This window comes from Halomicroarcula saliterrae, assembly GCF_031624395.1.
Lineage (GTDB): Archaea > Halobacteriota > Halobacteria > Halobacteriales > Haloarculaceae > Haloarcula > Haloarcula saliterrae.
This window is the reverse complement of sequence record NZ_JAMQON010000004.1, coordinates 227,909-248,899: the sequence shown is the minus strand read 5'-3', so window position 1 is coordinate 248,899 and position 20,991 is coordinate 227,909. Positions and strand designations below refer to the sequence as shown.

At 68.4% G+C, this 20,991-nt stretch carries 25 protein-coding genes; 20 read left to right on the top strand and 5 right to left on the bottom strand.

Going from position 1 to position 20,991, the window contains the following annotated elements:
- Nucleotides 1-1,278 carry an urea ABC transporter substrate-binding protein gene (locus NDI56_RS14995; RefSeq protein ID WP_310920426.1) on the bottom strand — a complete coding sequence of 426 codons (1,278 nt, stop codon included), beginning with the start codon at nt 1,276-1,278 and terminating at the stop codon, nt 1-3.
- A 307-nt stretch (nt 1,279-1,585) separates the two neighbouring features.
- Entirely contained in the window at nt 1,586-1,996 is a 411-nt protein-coding gene (nikR, locus tag NDI56_RS14990) for a nickel-responsive transcriptional regulator NikR (RefSeq protein WP_310920425.1), read from the bottom strand.
- Between the two features lie 98 nt (nt 1,997-2,094).
- Here nikR and NDI56_RS14985 point away from each other — a divergent pair, with 98 nt between their 5' ends.
- From NDI56_RS14985 to NDI56_RS14910, 16 genes are all read left to right on the top strand, one after another.
- Complete coding sequence (locus NDI56_RS14985) at nt 2,095-2,733, top strand: energy-coupling factor ABC transporter permease (RefSeq protein WP_310920424.1); 639 nt, start codon at nt 2,095-2,097, stop codon at nt 2,731-2,733.
- On the top strand, nt 2,733-3,029 hold the full coding sequence (locus tag NDI56_RS14980; protein WP_310920423.1) for a PDGLE domain-containing protein: 297 nt from the start codon (nt 2,733-2,735) through the stop codon (nt 3,027-3,029). The genes NDI56_RS14985 and NDI56_RS14980 overlap by 1 nt, the downstream gene beginning before the upstream one ends.
- A 2-nt stretch (nt 3,030-3,031) precedes the next feature.
- Nucleotides 3,032-3,823 (top strand): cobalt ECF transporter T component CbiQ, encoded by a 792-nt coding sequence (gene cbiQ / locus NDI56_RS14975; protein ID WP_310920422.1) that lies wholly within the window; start codon nt 3,032-3,034, stop codon nt 3,821-3,823.
- On the top strand, nt 3,820-4,611 hold the full coding sequence (locus tag NDI56_RS14970; RefSeq protein ID WP_310920421.1) for an energy-coupling factor ABC transporter ATP-binding protein: 792 nt from the start codon (nt 3,820-3,822) through the stop codon (nt 4,609-4,611). The genes cbiQ and NDI56_RS14970 overlap by 4 nt, the downstream gene beginning before the upstream one ends.
- 170 nt (nt 4,612-4,781) lie before the next feature.
- Nucleotides 4,782-5,168 (top strand): urease subunit beta, encoded by a 387-nt coding sequence (locus tag NDI56_RS14965; protein ID WP_310920419.1) that lies wholly within the window; start codon nt 4,782-4,784, stop codon nt 5,166-5,168.
- Nucleotides 5,165-6,871 (top strand): urease subunit alpha, encoded by a 1,707-nt coding sequence (ureC, locus tag NDI56_RS14960; protein ID WP_310920418.1) that lies wholly within the window; start codon nt 5,165-5,167, stop codon nt 6,869-6,871. Before NDI56_RS14965 ends, ureC begins: the two co-directional genes overlap by 4 nt.
- Entirely contained in the window at nt 6,868-7,242 is a 375-nt protein-coding gene (locus tag NDI56_RS14955; RefSeq protein WP_310920417.1) for an urease subunit gamma, read from the top strand. The genes ureC and NDI56_RS14955 overlap by 4 nt, the downstream gene beginning before the upstream one ends.
- On the top strand, nt 7,242-7,865 hold the full coding sequence (ureG, locus tag NDI56_RS14950) for an urease accessory protein UreG (protein WP_310920416.1): 624 nt from the start codon (nt 7,242-7,244) through the stop codon (nt 7,863-7,865). Before NDI56_RS14955 ends, ureG begins: the two co-directional genes overlap by 1 nt.
- Nucleotides 7,865-8,821: an urease accessory protein UreD gene (gene ureD / locus NDI56_RS14945; protein WP_310920415.1), complete on the top strand. Its 957-nt coding sequence runs from the start codon at nt 7,865-7,867 to the stop codon at nt 8,819-8,821. The genes ureG and ureD overlap by 1 nt, the downstream gene beginning before the upstream one ends.
- On the top strand, nt 8,821-9,396 hold the full coding sequence (locus tag NDI56_RS14940) for an urease accessory protein UreE (RefSeq protein WP_310920414.1): 576 nt from the start codon (nt 8,821-8,823) through the stop codon (nt 9,394-9,396). Before ureD ends, NDI56_RS14940 begins: the two co-directional genes overlap by 1 nt.
- The gene (locus NDI56_RS14935; protein WP_310920413.1) at nt 9,393-10,082 is read left to right on the top strand and encodes an urease accessory protein UreF; all 690 of its coding nucleotides are present in this window, start codon (nt 9,393-9,395) and stop codon (nt 10,080-10,082) included. Before NDI56_RS14940 ends, NDI56_RS14935 begins: the two co-directional genes overlap by 4 nt.
- 158 nt (nt 10,083-10,240) lie before the next feature.
- Nucleotides 10,241-10,699 (top strand): histidine kinase, encoded by a 459-nt coding sequence (locus NDI56_RS14930; RefSeq protein WP_310920412.1) that lies wholly within the window; start codon nt 10,241-10,243, stop codon nt 10,697-10,699.
- A gap of 36 nt (nt 10,700-10,735) precedes the next feature.
- Nucleotides 10,736-11,866 (top strand): M20 family metallopeptidase, encoded by a 1,131-nt coding sequence (locus NDI56_RS14925; RefSeq protein ID WP_310920411.1) that lies wholly within the window; start codon nt 10,736-10,738, stop codon nt 11,864-11,866.
- Between the two features lie 69 nt (nt 11,867-11,935).
- A complete protein-coding gene (locus NDI56_RS14920) occupies nt 11,936-13,219 on the top strand; it encodes an endonuclease/exonuclease/phosphatase family protein (RefSeq protein ID WP_310920410.1) in 1,284 nt (427 codons plus the stop codon).
- Nucleotides 13,220-13,276: 57 nt separating this feature from the next.
- Nucleotides 13,277-14,776, top strand: a complete 1,500-nt coding sequence (locus tag NDI56_RS14915; protein WP_310920408.1) for a carboxypeptidase M32 — start codon at nt 13,277-13,279, stop codon at nt 14,774-14,776.
- A 156-nt stretch (nt 14,777-14,932) separates the two neighbouring features.
- Nucleotides 14,933-15,919 carry a methyl-accepting chemotaxis protein gene (locus tag NDI56_RS14910; protein ID WP_310920407.1) on the top strand — a complete coding sequence of 329 codons (987 nt, stop codon included), beginning with the start codon at nt 14,933-14,935 and terminating at the stop codon, nt 15,917-15,919.
- Nucleotides 15,920-15,991: 72 nt separating this feature from the next.
- On the opposite strand, the gene NDI56_RS14905 is transcribed toward NDI56_RS14910, so the two are convergent.
- Entirely contained in the window at nt 15,992-16,543 is a 552-nt protein-coding gene (locus NDI56_RS14905; RefSeq protein WP_310920406.1) for a DUF3592 domain-containing protein, read from the bottom strand.
- A gap of 157 nt (nt 16,544-16,700) precedes the next feature.
- Here NDI56_RS14905 and ubaA point away from each other — a divergent pair, with 157 nt between their 5' ends.
- The gene (gene ubaA / locus NDI56_RS14900) at nt 16,701-17,507 is read left to right on the top strand and encodes an SAMP-activating enzyme E1 (protein WP_310920405.1); all 807 of its coding nucleotides are present in this window, start codon (nt 16,701-16,703) and stop codon (nt 17,505-17,507) included.
- Nucleotides 17,508-17,707: 200 nt separating this feature from the next.
- Here ubaA and NDI56_RS14895 read toward each other — a convergent pair whose 3' ends face one another.
- On the bottom strand, nt 17,708-18,619 hold the full coding sequence (locus NDI56_RS14895; protein WP_310920404.1) for a cobalamin-binding protein: 912 nt from the start codon (nt 18,617-18,619) through the stop codon (nt 17,708-17,710).
- A 50-nt stretch (nt 18,620-18,669) separates the two neighbouring features.
- On the bottom strand, nt 18,670-18,813 hold the full coding sequence (locus tag NDI56_RS14890; RefSeq protein ID WP_310920403.1) for a hypothetical protein: 144 nt from the start codon (nt 18,811-18,813) through the stop codon (nt 18,670-18,672).
- A 135-nt stretch (nt 18,814-18,948) separates the two neighbouring features.
- Between NDI56_RS14890 and NDI56_RS14885 the strand changes: the two genes are divergently transcribed.
- From NDI56_RS14885 to NDI56_RS14875, 3 genes are all read left to right on the top strand, one after another.
- Nucleotides 18,949-19,431: an RNA-binding protein gene (locus tag NDI56_RS14885; protein WP_310920402.1), complete on the top strand. Its 483-nt coding sequence runs from the start codon at nt 18,949-18,951 to the stop codon at nt 19,429-19,431.
- Nucleotides 19,432-19,572: 141 nt separating this feature from the next.
- Nucleotides 19,573-19,932, top strand: coding sequence for a cell division protein SepF (locus NDI56_RS14880; protein ID WP_310920401.1), 360 nt, complete (start codon nt 19,573-19,575; stop codon nt 19,930-19,932).
- A gap of 75 nt (nt 19,933-20,007) precedes the next feature.
- A complete protein-coding gene (locus NDI56_RS14875) occupies nt 20,008-20,952 on the top strand; it encodes an ABC transporter ATP-binding protein (RefSeq protein ID WP_310920400.1) in 945 nt (314 codons plus the stop codon).
- Nucleotides 20,953-20,991: the final 39 nt, after the last annotated feature.

Here is a 20,991-nt window from a genome sequence, read left to right as displayed (position 1 = left end):
TCATCCCGCCTCCTCGTAGAAGTCCTGTGGGGTGTACTGCGTCTCCTCGTCTTCCTGAGTGAGGTCACAGCCGACCGTCTCGGAGAGGAACGTCTCGGGGATGACGCGGTCTTCGACCGCCTCGATGTTGTGCTCCTCGTCGGCCCGCATCACCCACATGTGGTGGTCGACGTGGTGGGTCGCCCCGTCGAGTTTGATAGATTCGCCCTCCGGCGCTTCGGGTGCCTCGTAGGTGATGCCCGACTCCAGGGCCGCCTTGACCTCTTCCTGGTCGGTCGTGCCGGCCTGTTCGACCGCCTGCTTGTACATGTATATCGAGAAGTAGTTCGTCTGGGCCTCCTCGTTGATGTACGGCGCGTCCGGGAACTTCTCGTAGTACCGGTCGACGAACCCGCCCTCCTCGGTGTTTCGCTTCGTCGGAATCTCCTCCATGTAGTTGACGCCGGCGTAGATGTTGGCCATCGCCGGCGGGTCGAGCCGGACGTGTTCGTACCCCTGGGCCATCGCCGTCGAGGTCCCGATGGGAACCTCCAGCCCGGCCGAGGCCTTCTGCTCGTAGAACGAGGTGTGGTTCGCCCCGACGAGCATCGACATCACGAAGTCCGGGTCGGCCTCCTGAATGCGGTTGATGGTCGAGCCGAACTGCGAGTTCGACAGGGGGATGAACTCTTCGCCGATGACGTTCGCGCCGTTCTCGTTTGCGAGCACCTTCACCCAGTCGGCCGACAGCTGGCCGAAGTTGTAGTCGGCGGCGATGGTGTAGATGTCCGTTCCGTACTCCTCGACGAGGTACGGGAGGACGCTCCCGAGCTGCTGGCGGGCCGTCGGCCCGACGGCGAAGACGTTGTGGTCACAGACGCCGCCCTCGTACTGGGTCGTGTAGAAGTACAGCTGGTCCTCGCGGTCGATGATGGGGCGGATAGCCTCACGCGTCGCGGAGGAGTAGCCGGCCCACAGCGCGTCGACGCGCTCTTGCTTGATGGCCCGTCGAGTCAGGTCCTGATAGCGGGCGTTGTCGGACTGCGGGTCCGGGTCGAACACCTCGATCTGCTGGCCGTCGATACCGCCGTCGTTGTTTATCTCCTCGATGGCCAGCAGCGAGGCCTTGTGTTTGGGGTCGCCGTTGAGCGCGAACGTCCCGGAGCGGTCCTCCAGGACACCCAGCTTGATACTGTTGCCTCCCGAGGCCGACCCGCCCAGACAGCCGGCGAGGGCCGTCCCGGCGAGCGCGGCGGTAGACGCCGCGAAGCGACGACGGCTCGTCAGGCGCTCCGTCATACGCGAACACCCGGCCCGCCGTTTCCAAAGCGGTGTCCGTTCGTCAAATTACCACACACAACTGCACTATACTCCTCGGAATGCGTACGTTTGTTCAGCATCGTGCTCACAAATTTCGGTTCAATAGTACATAGATAAGGTTTACCAATTTAATCTTATACTCTCATTGAGAAGGTGGCTTGTGTATAAGGATATGCTAGGAGAACGCAAAATACGTGAGTATTCAATTAATCTCTTGCAGAATTACTCGATAAACGCGAAAATACGGATCGGGCAACGAGCTATCGGTGACTACTGCCGGTAGGTGCTACTCGTCGACGACGACGACCTTGACCTGCTGGACGCCGGTGAGCGCGCGGAGTCGGTTCGCCAGTTCGGTGATGTCCTCGGCCGACCCCTCGACGACCAGCGTCTCCATGCAGGTGTCGTGTGAGAGGTGGATATGCTGGACCGAGGTTATCGCGTCGGCCATCTCGTGTTGGACGCTCTGGAGGTCGTCGGCGACCCCCGCGACGTGGTGGTCGTGGACCACGACGATGGTGCCGTGGTGGCGCTCGTCGCCGCCGCTCTCCCACTCGTAGTTCGCGAAGAAGTCACGCAGCGAGTCCCGGATGGCCTCCGACCGGCTGTCGTACTCCCAGTCGGCGACGATGCCGTCGAGTCGGTCGACCATCGACGACGGCAGCGTCAGGCTGATGCGGTCGATGTCGTCTGTCATGTCCCCCACTAGTCGGGTGGGTGTAATATGCGTGGCCACCCGCCGGTAATACTGCGCTAGCAGGAAGTATTATTTAGCGCGCCGGGCAGGTCGTAGATATGCACATTCCGGACGGATACGTCGACTTGCCGATAGCGGTCTTCTGTGGCCTCCTCTCCGTCGCGGTGCTCGCCCTGGCCGCCCGGCGCGTCGACGGCGAGATACCCGACGCCCGCGCGCCGTTGCTCGGCGTCGTCGCCGCCGGTATCTTCGCCGCACAGATGCTCAACTGGCCCATCCCCGGCGGGACGAGCGCACACTTCGTCGGCGGGGCGTTCGCCGCCATCATGCTCGGCCCCCACCTCGGCGCGCTGTCGGTCGCCACCGTCGTCGCCATTCAGGCCCTCGTGTTCGGGGACGGCGGTCTCGTCGTGCTCGGCGCGAACGTGTTCAACATGGCTATCGTCGAGGTGTACGTCGGCTACGCGCTCTACCGGCTGCTCGCGCCCTACGGCGAGTTCCGGGCCGCCTTCGTCGCCGGCTGGCTGGGCATCACTGCCGGCGCGCTCACCGCTGGCGTCCAGCTGGGCCTGTCCTCGGCCTTCGAGTACGAACTGGTGACGACGCTGCTCATCATGGGCGTCGGCCACCTCCTGCTGGGGCTCGTCGAGGGAGCCATCACGGCGGTCGTCTACCGCTATCTCGCCCGTGCCCGGCCCGACCTCCGCCCGAACGGCGGCCCGGAGGTGAGCGCCTGATGGACGACTGGCTCCCGCGCGGCCTGGCGATACTGTTCGTGCTGGTCCTTCTGGCACCGGTCTTCGGCTGGGCCGCCGGACAGGTGGGCTACGCCGAACCGCTGGAGAACGCCGCCGAGGCGACCGGAGCGACCGACGACGCCGAGAGCGTCGGCGTCGCGCCGCTCTCGGACTACGGCGTCCCGGGGCTGGAGAGCACAGCCGGCACCTTCCTCTCGGCGGTCGTGGGGACGGCGCTGACGCTGCTGGTCGCCGGCGCGCTGGGCCGACTGCTGGGGGCCGACGACCCGCGCTAGCCGTGACCCGGACCGACCTGCTCGACCGCACTGTCGGGGCCATCGCGGCGCACGCTCGCTGGGTGCTCCTCGCCGAGGATGTCCCCGAACGCGACGGCTTTCTCCAGGCGGTCGCCCCCGCTGTGAAGCTTGTCGGCGTCGTCGCGCTCGTCGCTGTCACCGTCGCCCAGCGCGAGCTCGCGACCGTGACGGCGCTCGCCTGCGTGGCCGCCGTCCTCGCCGTCAGCTCGCGTGTTCCCGTCCGGACGTTCCTCGGTCGCTTGGCCGGCCCGCCGGCGATGGCGCTGGTCGTCGTCGCACCGCAGGCGGTGTTGATGGGCGGGCCACCGCTGTCCGGCCTCCCGCTGTCGGCCGCCGGCGTCACCTACGTCGCCACGTTCACGATGCGGGTGGCCGCCTGCGTGGGCTTCCTGTCGGTCCTGCTGTTGACGACGCGGTTCGTCGACCTGCTCGGGGCGTTCCGACGCCTCCGCGTCCCCGCTATCGCCGTCGCCATGCTGTCGATAACCTACCGCTATCTGCTCCTCTTCTTCGCGGAACTGGAACGGATGGTCCGTGCCCGCCGGAGCCGCACACTCGCCGATCCGGCCCTCCGCCGGACCTGGCGCGACTCCGGGAACTTCCTCGGGACCTTCCTGCTGCGGAGCCTCGAACGCGGGGAGCGCGTCCAGCGCGCCGCCCGGGCCAGAGGCGGGACCGGCCCGACACCGGGCCGGCCGTCAGTCGCCCTCGGTCGGGCCGACGCCGCATTCGGGGTCGTCGTGGTCGCCACGGTCTGGGTGGTGCTCCCGTGACCGCTCTCGACGCCACCGGGCTCCGGTACAGCTACCCCGACGGGACGCTGGCGGTCGACGGCGTCGACGTGACCGTCGAGACCGGTGAGCGCGTCGCGCTGCTGGGACCGAACGGCGCCGGCAAGAGCACCGTCCTCCAGTTGCTCGGCGGCCTCATCGACCCCGACGCCGGGACCGTCCGGTACTTCGACGAGACGACCGACGCCGACGCCGTCCGCGACCGGCTGAGCGTCCTCACCCAGAACCCCGCCGATTACCTGTTCAACCCCACAGTACGGGAGGACCTCCGCTACGGTCCGGCCCAGCAGGACCGCTCCGAGAGCGAGGTCGACCGCCGCGTCGAACGCGTCGCTGACCGGCTCGACCTCGGGGAGCTGCTGTCGAAACCGCCGTTCCGGCTCAGCGGCGGCCAGCAGCGCCGCGCCGCGCTCGCGAGCGCGCTCACCGTCGAGCCGGACCTCCTCTTGCTCGACGAACCGGTGAGCAACGTCGACGCCGCCAACCGCGCCGAGGTCCTGGCCCTGTTCTCGGAACTCGCCGCCGACGGGGTGACGCTGGTCACCTCGACCCCCGACACCGAACTCGTGGCCCACGTCGCCGACCGCGTGGTCCTCTTCGACGAGACCGGGACGGTCGCCGCACGGGGCTCGACCCGCGAGATTCTGACCGACACCGAGCTCCTGACCGACTGCGACCTCCGGCCGCCACAGGTCGTCCGGCTGTTCGACGGTCGCGGGGATATCCCCCTCACCGTCGCGGAGGCGCGGCGCCGCCTGGACGAGCGCTGACCCGTCCTTTGGACAATCGTTCATCTGAACGGGGCGTAACTGTAGATTATCACGGAACTCGATTTTCCCTGGCGGTAATTGCACCGAAACGAATCGGGTTATAATAGGTGTTCAAAGGATAACCCAGATGTTGGACAAACATTCGGAAATACTCGTTGGAGGGACCCTCCATGAGTAATAATCTCACGCCCGGTGAGGTCGTCACCGGCGAGGGCACAGTCACGCTGAACGAAGGGCGCGAGACGGCCGAGGTGACCGTCGGGAACACCGGCGACCGGCCCGTTCAGGTCGGCTCGCACTTTCACTTCTTCGAGGCCAACGCCGCACTGGAGTTCGACCGCGAGACCGCTTTCGGGATGCGACTCAACATCCCGGCCGGCACCGCGGTCCGGTTCGAGCCCGGCGACCAGCAGACCGTCGAACTCGTCGATATCGGCGGCAAGCGCGTCGCCCACGGGATGAACGGGATGGTCAACGGCAGCGTCGACGCCGACCCGAGCGACGCGCTCGAACGGCTCCGAGCGGCCGGCTTCGGTGACACTGGAGGCGAGGAATGACCCGCGAGATGGACCGCGACGCCTACGCCTCGCTGTACGGCCCGACCGAGGGCGACAAGATCCGGCTCGGCGACACCGAGCTGTTCGCCGAGGTCGAGGACGACCTCCGGACCCACGGCGACGAGGCCGTCTTCGGCGGCGGCAAGACCCTGCGGGACGGCCTCGGGCAGGCCCCGGGCGTCACGCAGGAAGAGGGCGCGATGGACTGGGTGCTGACGAACGCGACCATCATCGACCCCGTACTCGGCATCGTCGCCGCCGACATCGGGATTCGCAACGGCGAAATCGCCGGCATCGGCAAGGCCGGCAACCCCGACACGATGGACGGGGTCGACATGGTCGTCGGCCCGTCGACGGACGTCTACCCCTGCGAGGGGAAGATCGCGACGGCCGGCGCGCTGGACATCCACGTCCACTGGAACTCCGCACAGCTCCACGAACACGCCCTCTCGGGCGGTATCACGACGATGCTCGGGGGCGGCTACGGCGGCGGTGCGACCACCTGTACCACCGGTCCGGAGAACGTCAAGCGCCACCTGCAGGCCGCGGAGGACTGGCCGGTCAACACCGGGTTCTACGCGAAGGGCAACGCCTCGAAGCCCGAGCCGCTGGTCGAGCAACTGGAGGCCGGCGCCTGCACGCTGAAGCTCCACGAGGACTGGGGGTCGATGCCAGACGCCATCGACACCGCCCTCGACGTGGCCGAGGAGCAGGACGTACAGGTGTGTATGCACACGGACACGCTCAACGAGGCCGGCTTCGTCGAGAACACCTTCGACGCCGTGGACGGCCGGACGATGCACCTGTTCCACATCGAGGGCGCCGGCGGCGGCCACGCCCCGGACATCATGGAGATGGTCGGTCAGCCCAACATGCTGCCGTCCTCGACCAACCCGTCGATGCCCTACACGGACAACACGTTCGACGAGCACCTCGACATGGTGATGGTGTGTCACCATCTGAACCCCGACGTGCCAGAGGACGTGGCCTTCGCGGAGTCGCGCGTGCGGGCCGAGACCATCGCCGCCGAGGACGTGCTCCACGACATGGGCGCCATCTCGATGATGACGACGGACTCACAGGCGATGGGCCGGATGGCCGAACTCGTCCCCCGGACGTGGCAGACGGCCTCGAAGATGAAGTCCCAGCGCGGCCCGCTCCCCGAAGACGAGGGCTCCGGTGCCGACAACCACCGAATCAAACGCTACATCTCGAAGTACACCGTCAACCCCGCGATCTCCGCGGGCATCGAGCCGTACGTCGGCACGCTCGAACCCGGCAAACTAGCCGACGTAGTGCTGTGGGACCCGGCGTTCTTCGGTATCAAGCCCGCGATGACGTTCAAGGGCGGCTTCCCGGTCCACTCCGAGATGGGCGAAGCCAACGGCTCGCTGATGACCTGCGAACCCATCAAACAGCGCGAGCGGGCCGGCGCCGTCGGCAAGGCCAAACACGGGCTCTCGCTGTCGTTCGTCTCGCCGGCCGCCGCCGAACGCGGCGTCGGCGAGGAGTACGGCCTCGACACACCAGTCGTCCCCGTCGAGGGCACCCGCACGCCCGGTAAAGACGACATGGTGTACAACAGCTACTGTCCCGACGACATCCAGGTCGACGCCGAAACGTTCGAGGTACAGGTCGACGGCGAACACGTCACCTGTGAACCGTCCTCGGAGATACCACTCGCACAGCGGTACCTGCTATGAAACTCACAGCCAAAGAGGAGGAACGACTCACGGTCTTTACCGCCGCAGAGGTCGCGCGGCGCCGCAAGGAGCGCGGCGTCCCGCTGAACCACCCCGAAGCCGTCGCCTACATCAGCGACTGGTGTATCGAGCGCGGGCGTGACGGCGACTCGGTCGCCGAGATTCGCTCCGGCGCGTCCCAGCTACTGGGCCGCGAGGACGTGATGGACGGCGTCCCCGAGATGATAGGGATGATTCAGGTCGAGCCCGTCTTCCCCGACGGCACGAAGCTCGTCACCGTCCACGACCCGATTCGCTCGGATAGCGTCGGCACCGCCGACGCAGCGGGAGACGGCACCGCCGACGGCGGGGACGAGGCCGAAGCGGAATAATGAGCCTCACCCACCGCGACGTGGCGACGGTCGGTATCGGCGGGCCCGTGGGCTCGGGCAAGACCTCGCTGCTGACCGAGCTCGTCCCCCGCCTGCGCGACGACGGTCTGGACGTCGGTGTCATCGCCAACGACATCCTCACACAGGAGGACGCGAACAAACTGCGCGAGCGCTTCGCGGGCGTCGTCCCAGAGGACCTCGTCGCCGGCGTCGAGACCGGGGCCTGTCCCCACACCGGCATCCGCGAGGACCCGTCGATGAACCTCCAGCAGATAGACGCGTTCGTCGACACCCATCCGGAGCTGGACCTCGTGCTCGTCGAGAGCGGCGGTGACAATCTCGCCGCGACGTTCAACCCCGAACTGGCCGACTACTCGCTGTACGTCATCAGCGTCGCCGAGGGCGACGACATCCCCCGCAAGCGCGGCCCCGGTGTCGTCGACTGCGACCTGCTCGTCGTCAACAAGACCGACCTCGCGCCCCACGTCGGTGCGGACTTGGACGTGATGGAGCGGGACGCCGACGAGGTCCGGGACGGCCCGTTCGTCTTCACCAACTGCAAGGCCGACGACGGTATCGACGAAGTCCTGGAGCACGTCCGCGAGGGGGTGCTGTTCGCCTGATGGCCGCCGACCTGCCGGACGCACAGGCAGACCGGGACGAGCCGCGTGGCGAGTCGGCCCAGCCCGACGCCCCGCATCCGGCCTTCGAGCCGTACGCGGCCGAACCCATCCCACAGGCCGCGGTCGGCGCACCGGGGAAAGACGGCGTGCTCGAACTCCGGTTTGCCCCAACTGAGGGGGGGACGAAACTCGTCCACGACTACGCGACGGTGCCGTTCCACGTCTCGGGGACGCTCGGTCACGACCCTCACCCCGAAGTCGAGACGGTCTTCCTGCAGTCGCCGACCGGCGGCATCGCACAGGGCGACCGCCACGACGTCGACATCGCCGTCGAGGCCGACGCGCTCGCCCACGTCTCGACCCAGAGCTCGACGAAGGTGCAGTCGATGAACTGCAACTACGCCGCGGCGGAGACGGCGCTGTCGGTCGGGGCCGGCGGCCATCTGGACTACGTCCCCGAGCCGACGATACTCCACGCCGACTCCCGGTTCTACCAGGGGCTGACGCTCGACCTCGCCGACGGCGCGACGGCCGTCCTCGGGGACATCGTCGTCCCCGGCCGGCTGGCCCGCGGCGAGCGCTTCGACTTCGAGCGGTATCTCTCGCGTGTCCGCGCCCGTGGCCCGGACGGGCTGTTGTTCGAGGACACGACCCACCTCGCGCCCGGGGACGCCGACCCGGCCACGCCCGGTGTGCTGGGCGAGTTCACCGTCTACGGGACGCTGTTCGTCGTCGCGCCCGACGCCGACACGGCGGCCCTGTCGGACGAGCTCCACGCGGCCGTCTCCGACGCCACGGCGCGTGCCGGCGCGACCGAACTGCCAAACGGTGCCGGTGTCGCCGTGCGAGCACTGGGCGACCGCGCCGAGACGGTCGAGGCCGCGTTGCACGCCGCCTGGGACGGGGCCCGCCGCGAGCTACTGGACGCCCCCGCACCGTCCGGGAGGAAGTACTGATGCTGGTCGCCGACAGCTACGTCGGCCACCGCGAGGACGCGGCCGTCGCCGACCGGCTGGCCGACGCCGACGTCGGGACAGTCGTCCTCTCGGACACCGACCGGCGGCGCTCCCGGGTGCGGACGACGACCGCCGACGGCGAGGACATCGGCATCGTCGTGGCCCGCGACCTCGCCGACGGCGACGTACTCGACGCCGACGACCGGCTCGTCGTCGTCGAACTCGCGCCCGTCGACGCGCTCGTCGTGGACGTGGCCGGCGCCGACATCCCGCCGACTGTCGCCCTGGAACTGGGCCACGCGCTGGGGAACCGACACTGGAACCTCGCGCTCCGGGACGGGGAGGCGCTGTTCCCGGTGCCGGACAGCCGCGATCGGATGGACGCGACCGTGGCGGAACTGCTCCCCGACGGCGTCGAGACGCGCTACGAGTCGGTGCCGCCGACGACGTTCGACGACGCGGACGACGGCCACGCCCACGGCGGTGACGGCCACAGCCACGGCGGTGACGGCCACAGCCACGATGGGGCCGGCCACAGTCACGGGGTCCACACCATCGAGGAGGGCGGACAGTGAGCGACGACGCGGCGCTCGAAGCGTTCCGACTCGCCGACTCCTTCCTCCCGGTCGGCACCTACACCGTCTCCTACGGGCTCGAACAGTTCGTGGCGGACGACCGCGTGACCGACGCCGACGAGCTCGAAGCCCTGCTGGAGACGTACCTGCGCCGGCAGGTCGGGCCGGCCGAACTGGTCGCGCTCCGGGCGGCCCACGCCGCCGCCCGCACGGGCGAGCTAGACGCAATCTGTGACGCCGACCGCCGTCTCGCGGCGGTCACGCTCGCGGCGGAGTTCCGCGAGAGCGCGACACAGTCCGGGAAACGCCTGCTCTCGCTGCAGTCGGACCTTCGGGACGACGACCTGCTGGCCCGGTACGCCGAGCGGGTCGACGAGGGGGCGACGCCGGGCAACTATGCCGTCGTTCTGGGCGTCACGGCCGCGCTCGCCGGCGTCGAGGAACGACGGGCCTGTCTGCTGTGCTGTCACGGCTTCGCCACCGGCCTGCTCGGGGCCGCCCAGCGACTGCTCTCGCTCGGCCACACCGACGCCCAGCGGATTCTCGACGGGCTCGGACCGGTGATGAGCGAGGCCGCCGACGACAGCGCGGACCGGTCTATCGACGAGATGACGCCCTTCGCGCCGCTGGTCGACGTGCTGGCGGCGGACCACGAGCGCGCACAGCGGCGGCTGTTCGCGAGCTGAGGCGGACACCGCGCCCGCGTTGCTCCCGAACCAGCCACATATCCGTCCCTGAGTGGACATGGACTTCCGGGAGGGATACTTCAAGCTACCGTGCTCGTGTACGTCTCTCGCGGTTTCAGGTTGCCTATTTGATACTACCGCTCCCATCTCCGTCCGTAATGGCAACCGAAACTTCGACGACGACTGACACCGGTGTCCACCTCCCCGACTGGCAGGCCGGTGTCGTCGGGGGTATCGCCGGGGCGGCCGTCATGGCCGTCCTTATCTCGGTGATGAACGCAGCAGTGCTCGCGGGCGCGATTCCGGCGCTGTACGGGCTCTCTGGCGGTGCCGCGGGCTGGATAGTTCACCTGTCTCACGGCGCGGTTCTGGGGGTCGTCTTCGCCGCTATCGTCCGGGCGGTGGGCGAGGACCGCTCGGCCGGGACAGTCGTGGGTCTGGGCGCGCTCTGGGGCGTCGTCACCTGGGTGGGTCTCGCCGCGCTGGTGATGCCGCTGTGGCTGGGTGCCGTCGGCTTCCCGATGGCCCCGCCGTTCCCGAACTTCGCCCCGCCGAGCCTGCTGTGGCACGCCGTCTACGGCGGCGTGCTGGGCGTCGCCTACGCCGGCCTCCGGTAGAACAAGACCCAAACCGACCCCGTTCTTTTCCGAGATATGGACGTCGTCTCTCTCACCGAGGAGCTGGTGGCGATTCCGAGCCACGACGACGAGACAGCCGCCGGCGAGTTCGTCGCCGAGTGGCTCCGTGACCACACCGACGCGGCCGTCTCCCGCGACGACCACGGTAACGTCGTCGCCCGGACGGGAACGGGCGAGCAGTCGCTCGCTCTCGTCGGCCACCACGACGTGGTGCCCCCGGACGACAGACAGGTCGACGACACGGGCGAGTACCGCCTCACGCGGCGAGCGGGACGCCTCTACGGCCGCGGCACCGCCGACATGAAGGGCTCGCTCGCGGCGGCGATGCTCGCCTTCGCCGACGCGGAACCGACCGCCGGCGAACTGGTTTTCGCCTCTTTCGCCGGCGAGGAGCAGGGCGGTGAGGGGTGTCGTGCGGCCATCGAGGACGGGTTCTCGACCGACTACGCCGTCGTCGTCGAGGGGTCGACGGGCTACTCCGAGCCGGGGGTCCCCGCGAGCGAAGCGGGTGGGGGCTCGCCGGAGCGTCGCTCCGACGGTGTCACCGACGTGGCCGTCGCCCACAAGGGCCGGCGCGGGTCGACAGTCGTCGCCGAGGGCACCGCCGCGCACGCGAGCGAGGTCGACGCGGGCGAGAACGCCATCTACCGGGCGACCGACGCCGTCGACCTGATCCGGGGTATCGAGTTCCCGACCACCGACGTGCTCGGTCACGAACTGCGGGGGAGCGTCACCGTCACCGAAATCGAGGGCGGGTCGGCCTGGAACGTCGTCCCCGAGCGCTGCGAGGCGACGGTCGACGAACGGACCGTCCCCGGCGAACGGGCGCCACTGGAGCGCGTCGAGGCTCTCGACGGCGTCTCCGTCCGCGTCGATCAGGACCTCCCGCCGATGGCCTGCGGCGACGCCGCGTTCGCCGACGCGGTGCTGGACGCGGCCGCCGGGGCACAGGAGGGCGACCCCGAACACGTCGTCAAACCCCACGCGACCGACGCCGGCTGGCTCGCAGCGGCGGGCACGGACTGTGTCGTCGTCGGCGCGGCCGAACCCGGCGAGGCACACACCGCGACGGAGAGCGTCTCCATCGCTGTGCTGGAGCGGTGCCGGACCATCTACGACGGCGTGGTCGACTCGTGGCTGGATTGACCCGGGCGGCGGGCGCGACCAGTTCACTGACCGACACTGTTTCAGTCGTGCCCCGTCGAACTGCGCGTAATGCCCTCGTCGGATACCACTCGGGTACCACTCACTCGCCGCGCCCTCCTCGGTCGCACGGCCGGCGCCGCCGCCGGAATCGCTGCCGCGACCGGGACCGCGGCCGGCTCGCAGTCGGCGGTCGCGGCGCCGACGGTCATGACGCAGAACGCGTATCTCGGTTTCGACGTCGCCGCGCTGGCACGGGCCGAGTCGATGGCGGACGTCCGGCGTATCGCGGGTGACCTCTTCGAACAGGTCGAGCCCGAACGCTACGGGGCTCGGGCCGACAGCTTCGCCGCGGCGGTCGAAACCAACGACCCGGCCGTCGTAGCCCTGCAGGAGGTGGTGGCGCTCCGGCGACAGCAGCCGGGGGATTTCGGCACCGAGTCGAGCGAGGCGGCCTCGGAGGTCGTCGTCGACTTCCTCTCCCGCATCCGGACGGCTCTGGACGACCGGGGGCTGGACTACACCGTCGCCGCCGAGGCGGTGACGAACGACGTCGAACTGCCGGCCGAGACGGACGACGGTGCCGTCGACGTGCGTCTCACCGACAGAGACGTGCTGTTGGTCCGCGGCGACCTCGACACCGCCGACGCCGTCACGGGCACCTACGACGCCGCACTGGCGCTCCCGGTGCCGGGCACCGACCGACGGCTCGTCGTCAACCGCGGCTACGCCATGGCCGACGTCACCGTCGACGGCGTCGAGTTCACGGCCGTCTCGACGCATCTGGAGTCGACCTCGGCGACGTTTCGGCGCCTGCAGGCACGGGAACTGCTCGATATCCTCCCCGCGGACGGGCCGGTCGTCCTCGGCGGTGACATCAACAGCGCGCCGGGCAGCGGGGCCTACGAGCTGTTGACCGACACGCTGACCGACCCGTACGCCGAGCTTCGGCCCGAGGCGGACGGCTACACCTGCTGTCAGGCCGACGACCTGCGCAACGACCAGTCACAGCTCACCCGTCGCATCGACACGGTGCTGTACCGCGGGGCCGTCAGCCCGACGTCGGTCGGGCGTGTCGGCCACGAGCCCGGTGACCGCGTCGCGGTCGCGGTCGACGGGGAGACCGTCCGCGTGTGGCCCTCGGACCACGCCGGCGTCGTCACCACTCTGGAGATACAGTCGACACCGGCCGAGGCGACGACGCCGTCCACGGCCGCGACGCCGTCTCCGACTGCGAGCGGGACGCCGTCGGCGCCGACCGCAACGGGCGTTTCGGCCCCCGGTTTCGGCCTCCTCTCGGCGGTCGCCGGGCTCGTGCTGGGCGTCGGGACGTGGCTTCGGCGTCGGTCCGACTGACCACCGCGCCGCTCGGCCGGCAACGCGCCTATAGGACTCCCCGCCTAACCCCCTGGCATGGCAACGACGACCGACACGACCGCGACGTACGAGGCGTTCCTGGACCACGTCAAGCGTCTCCACTACGTCGGCGACGCGGGCAGCGTCCTCCAGTGGGACCAGCAGGTGATGATGCCGAGCGGCGGGACGCCCGCCCGGGCCAAGCAGTCCTCGGCGCTGTCGACGCTGCACCACGAACTGCTGACCGACGACCGGCTCGGCGAGTGGCTGGACGAACTCGACGACGCCGACCTCGACCCCGAGCAGGCGGCCGTCGTCCGGGAGGTCCGCCGCGACCACGAACGGGCTGTCCGGGTCCCCTCGGACCTCGTCGAGCGCATCTCCGAGGCCTCCTCGAACGCTCTGCCGGTCTGGGAGGAGGCCAAGGCCGAGGACGACTTCGCTATGTTCGCCGACACGCTCGAAGAGATGGTCGAACTCCGCCGGGAGTACGCCGCCGCCATCGACCCCGACCGGGACCCCTACGAGGTCCTCTTCGAGGAGTACGAGCCGTATCTCGGCGTCGACACCGCCGAGGAAGTGTTGACGACCCTGCGCGACGAACTCGTCGGGCTCATCGACGACATCGCCGACAGCGACGTGACCCTCGCCAACCCGTTCGAGGGAACCTACGACGACGACACCCAGCAGGCCCTCGTCGAGGACGCGCTCTCCACGCTGGGGTACGACTGGGACCACGGCCGACTCGACACCGCGCCCCACCCGTTCTCGACGGGGACGCAGTTCGACGCCCGCGTCACCACCCGGTTCAAGCCCGACGACCCCATGGACGCCGTGGGGTCGACCATCCACGAGTTCGGCCACGCCACCTACACGCTGGGACTCCCACAGGAGGACTACGGCACGCCGCTCGGCGAGGACCGGGACCTCTCGGTCCACGAGTCACAGTCGCGCTTCTGGGAGAACCACGTCGGCCGCTCCCGGCCGTTCTGGGACCTGTTCGCCGACACCGCCAACGACCACCTCGGCACCGACGCCTCCCCCCGTGCGTTCTACGAGGCGGCCAACACGGTCCACCCGGACAACCTCATCCGCGTCGAGGCTGACGAGCTCACCTACCACATGCACATCATCCTCCGCTTCGAGATAGAGCGGGACCTGATACGGGGCGATCTGGCGGTAGCGGACGTGCCGGACGTGTGGAACGAGAAGATGGCCGAGTATCTGGGTGTCCGGCCCGACACCGACGCGGCGGGCTGTCTGCAGGACATCCACTGGACCAACGGCGCTATCGGCTACTTCCCGACGTACACCCTCGGGTCGGTGCTTGCCGCCCAGCTCGACCACCACGTCCGGGCCGACCTGGGCGACGTCGACGCCCTCGTCCGCGACGGCGACTTCGCACCGATCCACGACTGGCTCACCGAGCGCGTCCACCGCCACGGCGCCCGGTACGAGACCGACGACCTCGTCCGGGAAGCCACGGGGGAGTCCTTTAGCGCCGACCACTTCCTCGCCTACGCCGACGAGAAGTACCGCGACCTCTACGACTGCTAGAGTACCAATTGAAACGACTCACACACCGACCGCCCTGCTGTCGTGTGGTCGGGGGTGCGTTGATGGCTACTATAGGGCCTCTCCGGCGGTCCGATTTTCAGTTCTGATTCATTAGGCATATCGTTTTTCAAGCACCAGTTCATCGCCTGTCATATCATGTCTGAATCCGGGCCCGGGACGACGGACGTTTCGGCGAGTGCCGACATCGACGACGATATCGACGCGGATATCGAGGACGATATCGCCGAAGACATCGACAGAGAGGCCGGCTACGAGCACGAGGTCGCAAGCGAGATACAGACGCTCATCGCGGAACTGGAGAACTCGTCGGTCGACATCGCGCACGAGACCGCCGACATCAGGGAGCGAACCGCCGAGCAGTACGAGGGGATGGCGGAAATCGCCAGCGAGGTGTCGAACCTCTCGGCTTCCGTCGAAGAGATAGCCTCCTCCTCCGAAGAGGTCTCGGCGGCGACCCGGGAGGCCAACGACCTCGCCGAACGGGGGCAGGACAACGCCGAAGACGTCCACGAGGCGATGGAGGCCATCCAGCAGGCCGCCGACAGCGTCGCTCAGGACGTCCGGACCATCCAGCAGAGCGTCCAGGAGATAGACGAGATCGTCGACGTCATCAACGACATCGCCGACCAGACCAACATGCTGGCGCTGAACGCCTCTATCGAGGCCGCCCGCGCCGGTGAAGCCGGCGAAGGGTTCGCTGTCGTCGCGAACGAGGTCAAATCGCTGGCCGAGGAGTCCCAACAGCAGGCCACCACCATCGAGGGGATGATAGACGGGATTCAGGACGACACCGAGAACGCCGTCAGGAGCCTCGAATCGAGCAACAGAGAGATAGACGACGGCATCGAGACCGTCGAGGAGTCCACCGAGATCCTCTCGGATATCGGCGACGCCGTCCGCGAGGTCAACCACGGCATCGAGGAGGTCGCGACCGCGACGGACCAGCAGGCCGCCTCCACCGAGGAGGTCGCGAGTATGATAGACCAGGCGACCGACGACGCCGAGGTCATCGCCGAATCGACGGCCGACATCGCCGACAAAGCGGAGGGCCAGACCGACCAGATAGCCGGCATCAACCAGCGGATGGACGACCTCGTCGAAGACCTCCAGCGGAACAACTGATACGAGGCCCGCCGCGCCGGCTCCTCACGGCCGGTCGCTCGCCGCTTCGGCAGTCACAGCGTCCGAGCGGCCTCAGGACAGCCGTTCGCGGGCGCGTGCCTCCCGCCGCGCCTGGTAGAGCCCCAGGCCCCCGATGAGCGACACGATGACCCCGACGAAGAAGGCCCCCGTTGCCTGTCCCGACCGGCTGTCTTCGAGGAACGCCTGTCCCGGCGCGCCGGGGTCGACGTACGCGGTCACGCGCTCACCGACGGCGTACGCCGACGCGCGCGACTGTGCGGCCGCTCTGTCTTCGTATCGCGGTTGCGTGGTCCCCGGGTAGATTCTGTCCGAGGTGTAGCTGGTCCCCCGAAATCGGTACTGGAACGTCACGGCCGGAACGTACGACTCCCTGCCCCGTGACCCCTGCAGCTGTTCGACACCGACTTCGCTGACTTCGGCGGTTATCTGGACTCTGTTTTCGAGAGTCCCGGAGTCCGCCACGTACGAGTAGGCTCCCACTCCGACGATGCCGAGACCGGCCAGCAGGACGAAGACGCTCATCGCTTTCCCCGGCTTCGGCGGTCGGACGGGCAGGCGGCTGGCGTCCTCCGCGTCGGTGTCGCCGGTCCCGCTGTTTCCCATGTCCACTCTTTGCGGCCCTGAACAATAAAACTCAGACCCCGCTCGAACGGATATATCTGCGCCGGTTTCGACACGCTCCACCCGAAACGTCCGCGGGCCGCTGGCACTCCTCGGCCGCATCCCGCCGTTTATATCCGCCGCCGGCCAACACCTCGCCATGCGACCGGACCTCGACACAGAACAGCTCGACCGCTACTCCCGCCACATCATCATGGACGACGTCGGTCCGGCGGGGCAGGCGGCGCTGCTCGACACCGGCGTGCTCGTGGTGGGTGCCGGCGGTCTGGGCTCTCCGGTCCTGCAGTATCTCGCGGCGGCGGGCGTCGGCCGGCTCGGCATCGTCGACGACGACACGGTCGAACGCTCGAACCTCCAGCGACAGGTCGTCCACGGCGACAGCGACGTGGGTCGGCCGAAGGTCGACAGCGCCCGCGACTTCGTGGCCGACCTGAACCCCGACGTGACCGTCGACAGCCACGAGCTACGGCTCTCGGCCGACAACGCCGCCGACCTCGTCGACGAGTACGACATCGTGGTCGACGCCTCCGACAACTTCGCGACGCGGTTTCTGGTCAACGACGCCTGCACGCTCGCCGGCGTCCCGTTCTCCCACGGCGCGGTCTTCCGGTTCGAGGGGCAGGTGACGACGTTCACCGGCGACGGGCCCTGCTACCGCTGTCTGTTCCCGAAAGCCCCGCCCGCGGGCACGGTGCCTGACTGCTCGACGGCCGGCGTGCTGGGCGTCCTGCCGGGCACGATCGGCTGTCTGCAGGCGACGGAGGTGGTCAAACTCGCGATGGACTACGGGGACCCCCTCGACGGCCGGCTGCTCGCGTTCGACGCCGGACGGATGAACGTCGACGAGGTACCCGTCGCCCGGAACCCGGACTGTCCGGTGTGTGGCGACGACCCCGCCATCGGTTCGGTCGGCGAGGCGACCTACGACGGCCGCTGTGAACTGTAACCAGTTCTCAGCGCCGATACTCGGGTGCGGAGATTCAGGATGGGGAAACCGGGACTCCGTCCGAGACCTCACAACGGCACCCTCGTCGCCCCGCACGCTGACTGTGCAACGCCCCGGTTACGCCGACCTCGCTGGGCTGGGGACCGGCGTGGTTGCTCTCAACTGCTACGTGGCCCTCTCGGTCTGACTCCGTTCAACTCTCACGCCCGGAGCGGGTCCAGTTCGACCATCGCATCGCGGGGCGGTGTGTCGAACAGGTCCGGGTGACACAGCGCCGCCAGAAATTCCAGCGTCTCGACCAGCCGCGGCCCAGAGCGGTTCACGAAGTGATGACCGTCGACGACGTAGGCCCGTTCGTCGCGTACCGCCCCGAGGTCGTCGAAGCCGGGGCGCTCGGTCACGTCGGCGAGGTTCTCGCGGGTCTGTTCGACGTCGAACCCGCAGGGGGCCGCCACCAGCACGTCGGGGTCGTACGCCCGTACTTCGGTCCACTCGCGGGGCCGCGAGTGGGCGCCGGGCTCGGCCATGGCGTACTCACCACCGGCCAGTTCGACCATCCCGGGAATCCAGTGGCCCGCGACCATCACCGGGTCGAGCCAGTCCAGCACCGCCACGCTGGGCGTGTCGTCCGCACGCGCGGCGGTCGTCTCGACGGCGGCCACTCGCTCGCGGAGGTTCGCCACGACCTCCGTCGCCCGCTCCTCGCGGTCGATAGCCGCCCCGACGCGGTGGATAGAGTCGAAGAGCCCGTCGAGGCTATGCACGTCCAGCGTCAGCACGTCGGCGTCGAGTCCCAGCTCGGCAACGGCGTCGGCCACCAGGACGTGGTCGACGGCACACACGTCACAGACGCCTTGCGTAACGACCACGTCGGGCTCTAGCTCGGCCAGCGTCTCGCGGTCGACGGCGTAGACGCCGTCGGCCTCCTCGGCCTCGGCGACCTGCTCGTTTATCTCGCTGCTCGACGCCTCGGGGTCGACCCGGGAGCGGTTGACCGAGGGCTGCTCGCGGGCCGCCGGCGGGTAGTCACACTCGTGTGACACCCCGACCGGTTCGACCCCGAGCGCGTAGACTATCTCCGTGGCGGACGGCAACAGGGTGACGACGCGCATAGACCTGCTACGGGCGCCCGGAACTAAAGGCTCGCCTCGGGGACCGCAAGCTAAACGATAGGCACGCGCAGCGACCCGGCCTCGCCCAGGCTCCGGCGCAGCCTATCACCTGCCCCGGTATCCGGGCGCTGGCGGATGTCGACCGGACTCGTCACTCTCCCCCGGCTGCTGACTGTCGTCTCTTCGGTCTCCATGCCCGCACGTGCCGCCGACCTTCGTATACACGTTGCTTCACATGTGGCGTGCTTGCCGGACCACCGCACCAGCGATGGTGCGTGGCTCTTCCGGGCTTCGTTACGCTTACGCCCGATGACCGCGCAGTCGCTCGTATGAACGTCAAATCGCGCCACCACCTCCGCTCGGACGCGGTCGACGACATCGCCGACGCGCTCGCCGACAACCTCGGTGTCGAACTGGACGCCGACAGCTTCGAGAAAGTCGAGTTCGAGGACAGCGACTGGGACGTCGTCCTCGTCGACGGCGAGCCACACGTCCTCTATGTCGAAGACGACGAACCGTTCCTCACCGTCGAAGGCGCGAACGCGCACCCGCCGGAGAGACACGTCGTCACCGTCGACACGGGCGCTATCTCGTTCGTCTCCGACGGCGCCGACATCATGCGGCCGGGCATCACCGAGGCCGACGACGACATCAGCGAGGGTGACTTGGTCGTCATCAACGAGGAGACCCACGGGAAGTTCCTCGCGGTCGGCCGGGCGATGGCCGACGGCGACGACATGGTCGGCGAGTCGGGGAAGGTCGTCAAGTCCATCCACCACGTGGGTGACGACCTGTTCGAGTTCTCGGTCTGAGCGGGCTCCGAGTCGCGTGGACACTGCTGCCGTTTCGCTGCCGGTGTCAACGGCCGTGTCCGGGAATATTTCGCCGCCTGACGCCGGAACAAATATCCGTCTGACGAAAAGTTGAAACGGGTAGCGCCCGCCCGGTGGGATATGGGACTAATGAGCAAGATTCTCGGCGAGTCGGGGCCATCCCGGAAGACCGACGACTACGTCGAACTGAACGCCGACAACTACGATACGACGAGCGTCGAGTCCGAGCGACAGGTCCGAATCGCCCGTATCAGCGGCTCGAAGGACGTCATCGACATCAAGGACGCCGTCTACGACGGCGACATCGTCATCGCCGACATCACGCGCCACTCCACGCAGGACCGGACCATGGAACACATCAGCGACGAGCTCAAGCAGGTCGCCAACGAGGTCGGCGGCGACATCGTCCAGAAGGACGACGACCAGCTAATCATCACGCCGGCCGGGGTCACCGTCTCGCGCGAACGGCTCGGGGAGTAAGCTACCAGTTCGCACGCCTCGGACCGGCTAGCCGGCTTCAATGTCCTTTTCGGTGTCGGCCCGATAGAGGTGGTGATGACTGAACCGGCCATTCGAACACGCGAGTTACGGAAACGCTACGGCGACGTGCAGGCGCTCGACGGACTGGACCTGACCGTCGACCGCGGCGAGTTTTTCGGACTGCTCGGACCAAACGGCGCCGGCAAGACGACGTTCATCAACACGCTCGTCGGCCTCGTTCAGGGAGACAGCGGCACCGCCGAGGTGTTCGGCTTCGACGTCGAGGCCGACTACCGGGAGGCCCGCGACCGCATCGGACTCGCCCCACAGGAGTTCAACGTCGACCGCTTTTTCCCCATCATCGAGGTGCTCGAACACAAAGCCGGCTACCACGGTATCGGCAGCACCGAGGCCCGCCGCCGGGCCGAGGAGGCCCTGAAGACCGTCGGCATCTGGGACAAACGCGACACCCGTTTCGACTGGCTCTCGGGCGGAATGAAGCGACGGTTCGTGCTCGCCCGCGCGCTCGTCTCGGACCCGGACCTGCTGATTCTCGACGAGCCGACCGCGGGCGTCGACGTGCAACTTCGCCACGACCTCTGGAACATCATCAACCGGATGAACGACGAGGGGACGACCATCCTGCTCACCACCCACTACATCGAGGAGGCCGAACGGCTCTGTGACCGGGTCGCTATCATGGACAGCGGACGGAAAGTCGAGGTGGCCACCCCGGGCGACCTGATGTCGCGTGGCACCGACACCATCGACATCGGACTGGCCGACCCGCCACGGACGGCGCCGCGGCTCGACGTGGACGGCGTCACCGAGGTCGCCGTCACCGACGACGGACTCAGCGTCACCGCCGCCGGCGGCAGCCAGACCGCCCCCGAACTCATGCGCGAACTCGAACGTCAGGGTCACACCGTGACCTCGCTCGACATCCGCCGGGCCTCGCTCGAAGAGGTGTTCGTCGACCTGACCCGCGACGACCGCGAGTACGCGGAGGTGTCGGCGTGAGCCGCGACGGTGGCGCCCCCTGCTCCGGTCGCTGGACCG